This is a genomic window from Actinospineispora acaciae DSM 45401 (assembly GCF_000620785.1).
Lineage (GTDB): Bacteria > Actinomycetota > Actinomycetes > Mycobacteriales > Pseudonocardiaceae > Pseudonocardia > Pseudonocardia acaciae.
In genome coordinates this window covers 104,368-116,731 of sequence record NZ_JIAI01000008.1, presented here as the reverse complement: position 1 = coordinate 116,731, position 12,364 = coordinate 104,368, and the positions used below count along the sequence as shown (strand labels likewise).

Annotated in this window: 12 protein-coding genes and 1 pseudogene; 10 read left to right on the top strand and 3 right to left on the bottom strand. The window is 71.1% G+C overall.

What is annotated here, in order from left to right:
• Window positions 1–26: 26 nt before the first annotated feature.
• Both N912_RS62505 and N912_RS0130670 read left to right on the top strand, forming a co-directional pair.
• Window positions 27–203: a hypothetical protein gene (locus tag N912_RS62505; protein WP_156994182.1), complete on the top strand. Its 177-nt coding sequence runs from the start codon at window positions 27–29 to the stop codon at window positions 201–203.
• Window positions 200–787: a nucleotidyltransferase family protein gene (locus N912_RS0130670; RefSeq protein ID WP_028925393.1), complete on the top strand. Its 588-nt coding sequence runs from the start codon at window positions 200–202 to the stop codon at window positions 785–787. The genes N912_RS62505 and N912_RS0130670 overlap by 4 nt, the downstream gene beginning before the upstream one ends.
• A 63-nt stretch (window positions 788–850) precedes the next feature.
• On the opposite strand, the gene N912_RS0130665 is transcribed toward N912_RS0130670, so the two are convergent.
• Window positions 851–1,408, bottom strand: coding sequence for a hypothetical protein (locus N912_RS0130665; protein WP_156994157.1), 558 nt, complete (start codon window positions 1,406–1,408; stop codon window positions 851–853).
• A 192-nt stretch (window positions 1,409–1,600) separates the two neighbouring features.
• Here N912_RS0130665 and N912_RS63910 point away from each other — a divergent pair, with 192 nt between their 5' ends.
• The 3 genes from N912_RS63910 (at window position 1,601) to N912_RS0130655 (ending at window position 5,090) form a co-directional block, all read left to right on the top strand.
• On the top strand, window positions 1,601–2,917 hold the full coding sequence (locus tag N912_RS63910) for an NsdA family TPR-like regulatory protein (RefSeq protein ID WP_211261453.1): 1,317 nt from the start codon (window positions 1,601–1,603) through the stop codon (window positions 2,915–2,917).
• An 80-nt stretch (window positions 2,918–2,997) separates the two neighbouring features.
• A complete protein-coding gene (locus N912_RS62500; protein WP_211261452.1) occupies window positions 2,998–3,546 on the top strand; it encodes a 2'-5' RNA ligase family protein in 549 nt (182 codons plus the stop codon).
• 158 nt (window positions 3,547–3,704) lie between these two features.
• Window positions 3,705–5,090 (top strand): NAD-dependent malic enzyme, encoded by a 1,386-nt coding sequence (locus tag N912_RS0130655; protein ID WP_028925390.1) that lies wholly within the window; start codon window positions 3,705–3,707, stop codon window positions 5,088–5,090.
• A gap of 9 nt (window positions 5,091–5,099) precedes the next feature.
• Here N912_RS0130655 and N912_RS66820 read toward each other — a convergent pair whose 3' ends face one another.
• Window positions 5,100–6,227: a transglycosylase family protein gene (locus N912_RS66820; RefSeq protein WP_051581036.1), complete on the bottom strand. Its 1,128-nt coding sequence runs from the start codon at window positions 6,225–6,227 to the stop codon at window positions 5,100–5,102.
• A 423-nt stretch (window positions 6,228–6,650) separates the two neighbouring features.
• Between N912_RS66820 and moaC the strand changes: the two genes are divergently transcribed.
• Both moaC and N912_RS67110 read left to right on the top strand, forming a co-directional pair.
• Window positions 6,651–7,130, top strand: a complete 480-nt coding sequence (moaC, locus tag N912_RS0130640; protein ID WP_028925389.1) for a cyclic pyranopterin monophosphate synthase MoaC — start codon at window positions 6,651–6,653, stop codon at window positions 7,128–7,130.
• Window positions 7,127–8,046: pseudogene (locus N912_RS67110) on the top strand (molybdenum cofactor biosynthesis protein MoaE). The gene moaC and the pseudogene N912_RS67110 overlap by 4 nt, the downstream one beginning before the upstream one ends.
• 113 nt (window positions 8,047–8,159) lie before the next feature.
• Here the strand turns inward: N912_RS67110 and N912_RS0130625 are convergent.
• The gene (locus tag N912_RS0130625) at window positions 8,160–8,789 is read right to left on the bottom strand and encodes a LysM peptidoglycan-binding domain-containing protein (protein ID WP_028925386.1); all 630 of its coding nucleotides are present in this window, start codon (window positions 8,787–8,789) and stop codon (window positions 8,160–8,162) included.
• A 414-nt stretch (window positions 8,790–9,203) separates the two neighbouring features.
• Between N912_RS0130625 and N912_RS0130620 the strand changes: the two genes are divergently transcribed.
• From N912_RS0130620 to N912_RS0130610, 3 genes are read left to right on the top strand one after another with little or no spacing between them, the layout of a single operon-like run.
• Window positions 9,204–10,100, top strand: a complete 897-nt coding sequence (locus tag N912_RS0130620; RefSeq protein WP_028925385.1) for an AAA family ATPase — start codon at window positions 9,204–9,206, stop codon at window positions 10,098–10,100.
• Window positions 10,100–11,242, top strand: a complete 1,143-nt coding sequence (locus tag N912_RS0130615; RefSeq protein ID WP_051581035.1) for a vWA domain-containing protein — start codon at window positions 10,100–10,102, stop codon at window positions 11,240–11,242. Before N912_RS0130620 ends, N912_RS0130615 begins: the two co-directional genes overlap by 1 nt.
• The gene (locus N912_RS0130610) at window positions 11,235–12,362 is read left to right on the top strand and encodes an XdhC family protein (RefSeq protein ID WP_028925383.1); all 1,128 of its coding nucleotides are present in this window, start codon (window positions 11,235–11,237) and stop codon (window positions 12,360–12,362) included. The genes N912_RS0130615 and N912_RS0130610 overlap by 8 nt, the downstream gene beginning before the upstream one ends.
• Window positions 12,363–12,364 lie beyond the last annotated feature (2 nt).

Below are 12,364 nucleotides of genomic sequence, written 5' to 3'. Positions count from 1 at the left end.
CGAAGACCCGACCCAGGAGGAGACCGGTGGCGAAGGCTCGTCCCGAACGTATCGACCCGGAGTGGCCGGAGGCCGAGGACGGTGGCCATCCGGTCAGCGAGCTTGCCGCCGCGACGCAGGGCTCGTCCTCGCCGTTCGGCGACGTGGAGTTCCCGCTGCCCTCGGTGCCGTACGAGCACCCCGAGACCGAGATCAACCGCTGAGCCCACCTACCGGGTTACTGCTCGCCGCCGGGGCCGGGCGCCGGATGGGCCGGCCGAAGGCGCTGGTCGAGCTGCACGGGCGGCCGTTGCTGGTGCGTGCGCTGGAGGCGTTGCGGGCGGGCGGGTGCGATCCGCTGGTCGTGGTGCTCGGTGCTGCCGCGGAGGAGGCGGCCGCGCTGGTGCCTGACGGCGTGCGGGTCGTGGTCGCGGCGGACTGGGCGGAGGGCATGGGCGCGTCACTGCGTGCCGGCCTGGCCGCCCTCTCCGGGGCCGCGACGGCCGCCCTGGTGCACCTGGTGGACCTGCCAGGAATCGGCGCGCCCGTGATCGCCCGGCTGGTCGAGGCGGCCGCTCACGTGCCCGACGTACTCGCCCGCGCGGCGTACGGAGGCGTGCCCGGCCACCCCGTCCTGCTCGGGCGGGCGCACTGGGACGCCGTGCGGGCCGCCGCCGTCGGCGACGCCGGCGCCCGTACCTACCTGGCCGGTCACCCCGCGCTGCGGCTGGTCGAATGCGGCGACCTGGCCACCCCCGACGACGTGGACACCCCGGAGGCGCTGAGCCGCTTCGACGATCCCCGGTAGATCACGTCGTCCGATCTGTCGCATGCCCACCGCCGCTGACGCGTACATGGCTGCCTCCCGGTCTCACGGCTCCTCCCAGGAGATCGGTTCGTCCGGTCCACGCAGGTACGCGGTTGCCGTGCTGCCTCGCTCCTCGACCGGTCGCCAGCCGCCCAGCAAGACCACCGTCCCGTCGTCCTCGACCTGTTCGGCTGCGAACTCCCCAGCGGTCACCTCGCCCCAGAAGACGTCCTCAGCGTGGGGATGCGAGTGGTGCCGTAGCGTTTCCAGCATGAGCGCCAGCCACCATCGCGCCTTCTTCGCATCCGGGTAGTCCGCTCGCCCGAGCCACTCGGCGCGGGGTCGCACGCCGTCGCCGCGGAAGGTTTCGCCGCGCCATACGGTGATCTTGTTGGTCGCGGTGTGGCACCGGCCACTCGATGGCGGTAGATCCGGTTGAAGCGTGAGCGACTCCTCGGCGCGCCGGCGCATCGCGCACGGCCACACCCGTCCGCACGACCGGCAGGTTCCATCGTCCCCGTGGGCGTGTTCACGGATGATCTCCGCGCCGTCTCCTCGCTGGGCAATCCAATGGACGAAGTCGTTGGCTGTCCCTGCCTGGGCAGGAGGGGAGATCAACACGAGCGCGGCTCCGATCGAACGACTGCGACATCAGCCTGCGGCGGCGACATACCCATGGTGAGACGATCGACCGAGGACCCGGCTGCGACCCATCCAGCGCGGGTATCCCCCCAAGGGATGGGTGTAGTGCGGTGCCGGACCGCGACAACGGCAACTAGGCTCCTGGCACGAGGAAGGCCTGGACGGGAAGCGGTGAAACGACCGGTGGCGAGCCGAGCCTTTGACGCGATCCAGCTACCTGCCGGGTTTTGGGAGCGAAGCGACACGCGTGAGGCTCTTCGTACTCGCGATGTTGGGATGCTGTTTCGCCTCGTGAGTCGTTACGCCGGCGCCAGCCAAACGCGCATTGGCGTAACTTCTGGGATCCCACAGGGCAAGGTCAGCGAGATCATGAAGGGCAAGCGGCGCGTCGAGAGCTTCGCTGTGCTGGGCCGCATAGCCGATGGCCTGGATATGCCAGATCGGGCCAGGGCGGAATTCGGGCTCGCGTCAAGAGTTGTTCCGCAATCCAGTGCCAGCACTGGCCCGGGATATCAAGATATCGATACCGGAGTCCTGGTCGCCGAGCTGGCCGACTCAAGCGTGAGTGATGAGGTCATTGGTCGACTGTCAACCGCTACGGCATCGCTCGCGGAGGCTCATACGCAAGCGCCGGCAACGCGCGTTCTGGCCCAGGTTCTCCGACTGCACCGCGAGATCCAAACACTTCTCCGGTGTCGGCAGCGTCTTAGTCAGAAACGTGAACTGTTTCGGATCGAGTCGGAACTTCTAGCGCATGCCTGCCTGCTGTTCGGAGATCTCAAGCAGGATTATCGAGCCGAGAAGTGCGGTGCTGCTGCACTGGAATATGCGCGCGAAGCCGGCACGAATCAGGCGCTCGCATGGACGGCGTTGGCGAAAACACTGAGGTGGGAGGAGCGGCTAGTCGAGTCGGCTGACGTTGCTCGGAAAGGCTTCGAGTGCAGCCCGCACGCGCCGGTGAGGATCCAGCTTGCCAGTCAGGAAGCAAACGCTGCGGCCCTGCTTGGGGATTGTGGCAGAGCCCGTGAAGCACTCAAGCGCGCCGAGCATGCCGCTGAAACTGTTCCAGACGATTCTGGTATGTCCGCCTGGTCCTTTCCGGTTGCCCGTCAGGCACTTTTCGCGCTCTCCGTTGCGGCCGGGACAGGAGATCCACAAACCGCGCTGCGAGCCGCGTCGACGGCCGAAGCGGAGTGGCGCTCTGGCGGGCCAAGGGTTCGGGCGACGTGGGCACAGGTAAGGATGGGAGCGGGCATAGCCCACTTGATGAACGGTTCTCTCGACGAGGTTGTCGAGGAGGTCACCCCTGTCCTGACATTGCCTCCTGAACTGCGCGTAGCCACTGTGACCGCCTATGTTGATCGACTGGACCGCTCTTTGGGGCGGAACCAATTCCGAGGCAGCAAGATGGTACTCGAGCTCCGGAAGGGCCTCCGCGAGTTCAGCGCCCGCGCGGTGTCGACGGGCTGGCACCCGGAGACCGAATGAGTCCCTTTCCTGATCGGATGCGCGATCGTTGGAAGCACCGTCCCGAACCTCGGCACGGGCACGGCACCGTCTACTGGCATATGCTTCTGCGGGAGCATCCCGAGGCGCGTGCCGCCGCCGCGGAAGTTGCGGAGCGCCTTACAGCATTTGCTGGCTTGCATATGACGCCACACGAGTGGCTGCATGTGACGACGCTAACCGCCGGGACAACGGCGGAGGTCAGCCGCGAGGACATGTCGGCAATGCTGGCGGCCGCTCGCCATAGGTTGTCCAAGGTGTCGCCCATAGCTGTATCGCTAAGGCGCATCCTGTATCACCCTGAAGCGATCGTGCTGGGCATTCAACCGCCGGAAGCGCTGTTCCCCGTTCTGAATGCGACGCGTGCGGCGACGTTTGCGGTGACCGGGCGATCTGGGCAACTTGACGGTCCTGAGACTTGCTGGATGCCGCATATGACTGTCGCGTACAGTACCGCCGATCAGCCAGCCGAACCGCTGATCTCCGCGCTTGGCAAGGTGGTTCGTCGCCGTGATCTCACCATCGGATCAGTAAGTCTCATCATCCAGTGGGGACCGGAACGCTTGTGGAATTGGGAGGTTGTCGGGACCGTTTCGCTTGCAGACGACTGATCGGCTATATGGTGCACCGGGTCGTCGCCTGTGGCAGGGCGGAGTGGGATCGGCCGGAGCGACCATCGCCCGCTCGGCGAACTCCGCACCGCGGTCGCGCGGCGCCAGGCTGGCGGTGCCAAGCTGAGCGTCTGACCGGCGGGACGTAAGCTGATCAGGTGGCTGTGCCTGGTCCTGGATACACGATCACGGCCCGGGTGTCCGCTCCCCCCTCGGTCAGTGCGGCCGGCGACCTCGCCGCCGCCATCGGCCGGGTCGGCGGGGTGGTGACCGCGTTCGACGTGGTGGACGCGGGCCCGGACAGCATCGTGATCGACATCAGCTGTAACGCGCTGAACGAAGAACACGCCCAAGAGATCACCGCCGCGCTCGGCGCGCTGCCCGGGGTCGCCGTCCGCAAGGTCTCCGACCGCACGTTCCTGGTGCACCTCGGCGGCAAGCTGGAGGTCACCCCGAAGGTCAGCCTGCGCACCCGCGACGACCTGTCCAGGGCGTACACCCCGGGGGTGGCCCGGATCTGCCGGGCGATCGCCGCCAACCCGGAGGACGCCCGGCGGCTGACCATCAAGCGCAACACGGTAGCGGTGGTCACCGACGGCTCGGCCGTGCTCGGGCTGGGCAACATCGGGGCCGCCGCCGCGATGCCGGTGATGGAGGGCAAGGCGGCGCTGTTCAAGCGGTTCGCCGGGGTGGACGCCTGGCCGGTGGTGCTGGACACCCAGGACACCGAGGAGATCATCCGTACCGTGCAGGCCATCGCGCCCGCGTACGGTGGGATCAACCTGGAGGACATCGCGGCGCCGCGCTGCTTCGAGATCGAGGCCAGGCTGCGCGAGGCGCTGGACATCCCGGTCTTCCACGACGACCAGCACGGCACCGCGATCGTGGTGCTGGCGGCGCTGCGCAACGCGCTGCGGGTGACCGGCAAGCCGCTGTCCGACTGCAAGATCGTGGTGTGCGGGGTCGGCGCGGCCGGCTCGGCGATCATCCGGCTGATGCTGCCGGAGCGCCCCGGCGACGTGCTCGCGGTGGACGTGGCCGGCATCGTGCACCCGGAGCGCGACGACCTGGACCCGAACCTGGCCTGGATCGCCGAGCACACCAACTCCGCGCGCAAGACCGGCACGCTGGCCGACGCCATGGTCGGCGCCGACGTGTTCATCGGGGTGTCGGCGCCGAACCTGTTCGGGGCCGACGAGCTGGCCACCATGGCCCCGAACCCGGTGGTGTTCGCGCTGGCCAACCCCGACCCCGAGGTCGACCCGATGATCGCGCAGCGGTACGCCTCCGTGATCGCGACCGGCCGCTCGGACTACCCGAACCAGATCAACAACGTGCTGGCCTTCCCGGGTGTGTTCCGGGGGCTGCTGGACGCCCAGGCGCGCATCATCACCGACGAGATGCTGCGCGCCGCCGCGGCCGCCATCGCCTCCGTGGTCACCGACCCCAACCCGTCGTTCATCGTCCCCAGCGTGTTCGACCTGTCGGTGGCCACCGAGGTGGCCAGGGCCGTCCGCGAAGCCGCCCGCGCCCAGGGCGTGTAACGGGGCTTCTCAGGGGGCGAGGTTGAGCTGCTGGCCGGGGCGGATGAGGTTCGCGTCGCCGACGCTGCCCCGGTTGGCCTGGTAGATCGCCTGCCAGCCGCCGGACACGCCCTGCGCGGTGGCGATGCCGGAGAGCGTGTCGCCCGGCCGCACCTGGTACGTGCGCGGCCCGGTCGGCGCCGGGGCTTCCTTGGCGCCCGGGGTCGGGACGGTGACGGCGGCCGGGGTCGGCCCGGTGGCGGGCTTCTCCGGTGCGGCCAGCACGGCCGGAGGCTTCGCGGCCTCCTCGGCCGGCGCAGCGGGAGCGGCGGCGGGGGCCGGGGCTGTACCGGGAGCCGGGGCGGCGGCCTCGGCGGGGGCTGGCGCGGCCGCCGAGGGGGGCGGGGCGGCGAGCGCCGTGAGCAACGGCTCGGTGGGCTTCTCGGCGGGCGCGGGCGCGGGCTTTTCGGGCGCCGGTGTGGCGGCGGCGAGCGCGGTGCCCGGGGCCTCGGTCGGCGCCGGTGCGGGGGTCGTCGAACTGCCGGACGCGGGCTGGGAGCCGAGCGGCATGGCGGTGAGCGCCGTCGGCCCGGTGGCCGCCTGCAACGGCGCGAGCCGGCCCGCCTCGGGCACCACCGGCGCGGGCACGGGCGCCGGCAGCGGGACGGCCGGGGTGCCGGGGGCGAGCGCGTGCTTGCCCCGGCCGGAGTCGGGTGCGGGCTTGGTGGCCTTCTCGGTCTTCTTGGCCGGGGCCTTGACGGTGATCACGCGGGGGGTCGGCTTGGAGCCGGTGGCGCCGGCCTTGCGCGAGCAGACCGGCCATGCGCCCCAGCCCTGCCCGGCGAGCACCTTCTCCGCGACGGCGATCTGCTGTTCCCGGGTGGCCTTGTGCGCGGATGCGGCGTACTGGGTGCCGCCGAAGCTGCGCCAGGTGGACGGGGTGAACTGCAGCCCGCCCTGGAACCCGTTCCCGGTGTTGATCGCCCAGTTGTTGCCGCTCTCGCACTTCGCCACCCGGTCCCACACCTCGTCCGGGGCGGCGTGGGCCTGGCCGGCGGTGGCCAGCGGGACGCCCATGACGGCCCCGGCGATCGCGGTCTTGGCGATGTTCTTGCCGGCGTTCGACGGCTTACGGTGACGGCCGCGTGATCTAGGCATGCGCGATGTCTCCGAATCGGTCGCGCGCGACGGGAGGCCGCTGGGGAGCAGCGCGGCTGCCTCGGTCGGGGGGTTCGAGGCCCTCCCGTCCCTGTCCGACGCTTTGGTTCGGGGGCCGGAGACCGCTGGACAGGGGAGCGCGCGGCGGACACCGGGGTTCGCCTGATGAAGGCTGGGGATCAGCGAACCGACGGTGACGCTAGGCGACCAAACGCGCCGAGGGAAGGGGGGTCGAGTAACCCATTAGAGATCATCAGTGCCGTTCGACGGCGGAAGAGACTACCGTCGGTCCAGCTCAACGGGCATCTACATAACGAACGAGACACGGCGAGGACACAAAACGTGTCGAAGGCAAAAGTGACGCAGATCACAGGCTGGCGGGCCGTGGCGGCGGCCTCCGCGCGGGCACGTAGGGTCGATCGGGTGGAGCTGACCCACGTCGACAGCGCCGGCGCGGCCCGCATGGTCGATGTCTCGGACAAGGCCGCGAGCGCCCGCGTCGCGGTGGCCACCGGCGTGCTGCGCACCACCGAGGCCGTGGTCGAGCTGTTGCGCCGCGACGGGCTGCCCAAGGGCGACGCACTGGCCACCGCTCGCATCGCCGGCATCATGGGCGCCAAGCGAACCCCCGACCTGGTGCCGCTGTGCCACCCGATCGTGCTCACCGGCGTCACGGTGGACCTCGAGCTCGAAGCGAGCGCCGTACACATCACCGCCACCGCCAAGACCACCGACCGCACCGGCGTGGAGATGGAGGCGCTGACCGCCGTCGCGGTGGCCGGCCTGACGCTGCACGACATGATCAAGGCGGTGGACCCGGCCGCCGTGCTGGACGGGGTCCGGGTGGAGCGCAAGGACGGCGGCAAGACCGGCACCTGGACCCGCCCGGAGGATCGGGCGTGACCGAGCGGACCGCGCGGGTGGTCACCGCGTCCAACCGGGCCGCCGCCGGCGTCTACCCCGACCGGGGCGGCCCGCTGATCGTGAGCTGGCTGCGCGAACAGGGTTTCGAATGCCCCGACGCCGACGTCGTACCGGACGGCGACCCGGTGGCCGACGCGCTGCGCGCCGCCGTGACCGCCGAGGTGGACGTCGTCATCACCACCGGCGGCACCGGCATCTCACCGACCGACGCCACCCCCGAGGCGACCAGGTCGGTCCTGGACTACGAGGTGCCGGGCCTGGCCGACGCGATCCGGGCCGCCGGCGCGCCGACGGTCCCGACCGCCGTGCTGTCACGTGGCGTGGCGGGCGTGGCCGGGCGCACCCTGGTGGTGAACCTGCCGGGGTCGACGGGCGGGGTGCGAGACGGGCTGGGCGTACTGGCCACCGTCCTCACCCACGCCGTCGACCAGCTACGAGGAGGCGATCACAAGTGACCCAGGCCCCGGTGAAGACGGTGGTGACCCGCGCGGCGGTCGTCGAGGAACCGCTGAGCGTGGACGAGCACGCCGAGCTGGTCGCGCACGTGGCCGCCGGCGCCGTGGTGACCTTCGCCGGCGTGGTGCGCAATCACGACGGCGGCCGGGATGTTCAGGCGTTGGAGTACAGCGGCCACCCCACCGCCGAGCGCGTCATCCGCGAGGTGGCCGACGAGGTAGCCGCCCGCTCCGAAGGCGTACGGGCACTAGCCGTCACCCACCGCATCGGCCCCCTCCGCATAGGCGACGTAGCCCTGGCCGTCGCCGTAGCGGCGGATCACCGCCGCCAAGCCTTCACCACCTGCGCCGACCTCGTTGACGAGGTCAAGGCCCGCCTCCCCATCTGGAAACACCAGCACTTCGCCGACGGCACCGACGAGTGGGTCAACTGCCCGTAACGCCCAAGCCCCCGCCCGCACACCCACTCTTGACGCCGCACACCTGCTAGAGCGCAGGTGTGAAGCCCAAAGCGGTTGTGCGAGCGGGGGCCGGACGGCGACGGGCGGGCGGGTCAGCCGAGGTTGAGTTGTTGGCCGACGCGGAGCATGCCGGGGTCGGTGAGGACGTCGCGGTTGCGCTCGTAGACGGCCTGCCAGCCGCCGGGGATGTTGCGGGCGATGGCGATCGCGGACAGGGTGTCGCCCGCCGCGACCGTGTAGTTGGCGCCCGCCTTGGTCAGCGAGCCGGCCGGGGCGGACGGCTTGACCTCGGTGCGGCCGCTCTGAGTCGAGGAGCCGCCGCCCGACGAGCCGGAGAGGGGACGCGGGGTGGACTTGCCTTTCGCGCCGATCTTCTTCGAGCAGGCCGGCCAGGCGCCCCAGCCTTGCCCGGCGAGCACCCGTTCGGCGACGGCGATCTGCTCCTCGCGGCTGGCGTTGTGGGCGCTGCCCTTGCCGCCGTACGCACGCCAGGTCGAGGCGGTGAACTGGAGGCCACCGGAGAAGCCATTTCCGGTGTTGGTGTTCCATTTACCGCTGCTCTCGCATTTCGCGAGCTGGTCCCAGACTTCGTCTGGAGCGGCGTTTGCGGTTCCGGCAAGGACGAGCGGGGTGCCGGCGAGAACAACGCCGGCGACGACGACACGAGCCAGATTTCGCGCGCCGAAGATTCGTGCGCGAGAGGTGCCTCGGGACGGGGTCATGTTTCTCTCCGCACCGCGCATGCAGGTCATACGTGTTCCTACCCTGCCCGGTGCACATTCGGTGTCGGGGGTTCTGACGCACCGGGCAGGGTGTGGCGCAGTGCGTCAGCGATCATTTCCGGTTCGACTGGCTGCCGACCGACGCAGGACGCTACGCACCAATGGCGGGGATTCGTCAAGCAGCGCTAATGCGAGCCGCGTCACGCAGGTGTCACCAATTGCACGCTTGTAATATCCGGTTTACCTGCGTTATCCCAGGTCATAACGGGTGTATCACGGTACGAACACGGCATGGCCAAGTTATTTCGAATCTGAAAGCTGTGATCCAGATCACGCCCGTGAATGAGAGAATTCACTGGCGTCCGGCCCCGGCTCAAGTGGCACATCGTGGGTCGCAGCAGTCATGCTGGAGCCGTGAGCAACACCCACGAACCGCCCGACACGCCCGCCGAGCTGGCCAAGGCGCTGGAGGACACCGGGTACCTGGCCGACGACGGGCTGGCCACCGCCGCCTTCCTGGCGCTGCGGATGAACCGCCCGCTGTTCTGCGAGGGCGAGCCGGGCACCGGCAAGACCGCGCTGGCGCAGGCGCTGGCCGAGGTGCTCGGCGCGGAGCTGATCCGTCTGCAGTGCCACGAGGGGATCGACGCCAGCCAGGCGCTCTACGACTGGGACTTCCCGCGCCAGCTGCTGCACCTGCGCGCGCTGGAGGCCGCCGCCGGCGCGTCCGCCGAGCGGCTGGACGCCGACGCGGTGGAGGCCTCCCTCTACGACAGGCGGTTCCTGATCGCCCGCCCGGTGCTGCGCGCGCTGCAGACCGCGCCCAGCGTGCTGCTGGTCGACGAGGTGGACCGGGCCGACGACGAGTTCGAGGCGTTCCTGCTGGAGGTGCTCACCGAGCACGCCGTGACCATCCCCGAGGTCGGTGAGGTCCGCGCGCAGACGCCGCCGCTGGTGGTGCTGACCTCCAACCGCACCCGCGAGGTGCACGACGCGCTCAAGCGCCGCTGCCTCTACCTCTGGCTGGACCACCCGGACGTCACGCGCGAGATCGCGATCCTGCGCAGCCGGCTGCCCGGGCTGCCCGAGCGGCTGGCCGGCCAGGTCGCGGCCGCCGTGCGCCGGATGCGCCAGCTGGAGCTGCTCAAGCCGCCCGGGGTCGCGGAGTCCCTGGACTGGGCGCAGGCGCTGCAGCTGCTGGGCGCACGCGAGCTCGACATGGATTCCGCCGCTGCCTCCCTGGGCGCCGTGCTGAAGTACCGCGAGGACGCCGACCGGGTGCGCGACCAGCTCGACGCGGTATTGGTGTAATGGTCCAGCTGGGTGTCCCGGTCGACGACGGGGTGGACCCACTGCCCGGCCTGGTCGGGTTCACCGCCGCGCTGCGCCACGCCGGGTTGTCCATCACCACCGACCGGGTGTCCGCGTTCCTGACCGCCCTCGACGAGCTGGACGTCACCAGCAAGCCGCAGACCTACTGGGCCGGCCGGCTCACGCTGTGCGCCGACCCCGACGACGTGGGCCGCTACGACGCCGCGTTCGAGGCCTGGTTCGAGCCGAAGCGCGGCGGTCCCAAGGTCCCCATCCAGGACCAGCGCCGCCCGCCGCCGTCCCAGCTCGCCGCGCTCACCGACGGCGCCGACGCCCAGGACACCGAGGACGGCCCCGAGCTGCCCCGGCTGCGGGTGGCGGCCAGCGCGGCCGAGGTGCTGCGCCACCGCGACCTCGCCGAGCTGTCCCCGGCCGAGCGCGAGCACCTGCGCGCGCTGTTCGCCCTGCTGCGCGCGGAGCCGCCGCTGCGCACGTCCAGGCGCCGCCGCCCGTCCGACCGCGGCTACCCCGACCCCGGCCGCACCCTGCGCGCCGCCCTGCGCAACCACGGTGAGCTGCGCGAGCTGCGCCGCCGCTCGCCGGGCCGCCGCCCGCGCAAGGTGGTGCTGCTGATCGACGTGTCCGGCTCGATGGCGCCGTACGCCGACTCGCTCATGCGGTTCGCGCACGTCGTGACCCGCCGCATGCCCGCCGCCGTGGAGACGTTCACCATCGGCACCAGGCTGACCAGGGTCACCCGCGAGCTGCGCCACCGCGACCCCGAACAGGCCATGTCCGCCGCCGGCAAGGCCATCCCCGACTGGTCCGGCGGCACCCGCCTCGGCGACGCGCTGCGGGCCTTCACCGACCGCTGGGGCCAGCGCGGGGTGGCCAGGCGCGCGGTGGTGGTGATCTTCTCCGACGGCTGGGAGCGCGGCGAGCCGACCCTGCTGGCCGAGCAGCTGGCCCGGCTGCGCCGGCTGGCGCACCGGCTGGTCTGGGTCAACCCGCATGCCGGCAAGGACGGCTACGCGCCGGTACAAGGGGGAATAGTCGCGGCGCTTCCGCACTTGGACGATCTGCTGGCCGGGCACAGCCTGGCCACCCTGGAGCGGTTGCTGGAGGTGATGGCCGATGCGTGACGTACTGGACTCGCTGGCCTCGTGGTGGGATGACGGCAAGTCGGTGGCGCTGGCCACCGTGGTGGGAACGTTCCGCTCGGCGCCCCGGCAACCCGGCGCGTCCATGCTGGTCGGCCCCGGCGGCGAGGCGGTGGGCAGCGTCTCCGGCGGCTGCGTCGAGGGCGCGGTCTACGAGCTGGGCAACCAGGTCCTCGGCGACGCCCGCCCGGTCCTGCAGCGCTACGGCGTGTCCGACGACGACGCGTTCGCCGTCGGCCTGACCTGCGGCGGCATCCTGGACGTCTTCGTGGAGAAGATCGACCAGGAGACGTTCCCGCAGCTGCGCGAGGTGGCCGAGGCGATCCGTTCCGAGAACCCGGTAGCGGTGGCCACAGTCGTCTCCGGCCCCGCCGACCGCACCGGAAAACGCCTGGTCATCTGGCCCGACCGGGTGGACGGCAGCACCGGCTCCACCCGCCTGGACGACGCGCTGCGCGACGACGCGCGCGGCCTGCTCGACTCCGGCCGCAACGGCACCCTGCACTACGGCGTCGACGGCCAGCGCCGGGGCGAGGGCCTGGACGTGTTCGTCGAGTCGTTCGCCCCGCCGCCCCGGATGATCGTGTTCGGCGCCATCGACTTCGCCGCCGCCGTGGCCCAGATGGGCACCTTCCTGGGCTACCGGGTCACCGTCTGCGACGCCCGCCCGGTGTTCGCCACGGCGTCCCGCTTCCCCGGCGCGAACGAGGTCGTCGTCGAATGGCCGCACCGCTACCTGAAGGCGGAGGCCGAGGCCGGCCGGATCGACGGCCGCACCGCGATCTGCGTGCTCACCCACGACCCGAAGTTCGACGTGCCCGTGCTGGAGGTGGCCCTGCGGCTGCCCGAGGTCGGCTACATCGGCGCGATGGGATCCCGCCGCACCCACACCGACCGGCTGGAGCGGCTGCGCGAGGCCGGCGTGACCGAGGCCGAGCTCGCCCGCATGGCCAGCCCGATCGGCCTGGACCTCGGAGCCCGTACCCCAGAAGAAACCGCCGTGTCCATCGCCGCCGAGATGATCGCCCTGCACTGGGGCGGCGCCGGCAACCGCCTCGCCGATCGCGAAGGCCCCATCCACGTCGGCGCCGACCGCGGCTGATT

Excerpts from the sequence above, each read along its gene's own strand:
- N912_RS62500 (WP_211261452.1), top strand. The coding sequence starts at position 2,998 with ATGCTTCTGCGGGAGCATCCCGAGGCGCGTGCCGCCGCCGCGGAAGTT.
- N912_RS0130615 (WP_051581035.1), top strand. The coding sequence starts at position 10,100 with ATGGTCCAGCTGGGTGTCCCGGTCGACGACGGGGTGGACCCACTGCCC.
- N912_RS66820 (WP_051581036.1), bottom strand. The coding sequence starts at position 6,227 with ATGCCTAGATCACGCGGCCGTCACCGTAAGCCGTCGAACGCCGGCAAG.
- N912_RS0130610 (WP_028925383.1), top strand. The coding sequence starts at position 11,235 with ATGCGTGACGTACTGGACTCGCTGGCCTCGTGGTGGGATGACGGCAAG.
- N912_RS0130625 (WP_028925386.1), bottom strand. The coding sequence starts at position 8,789 with ATGACCCCGTCCCGAGGCACCTCTCGCGCACGAATCTTCGGCGCGCGA.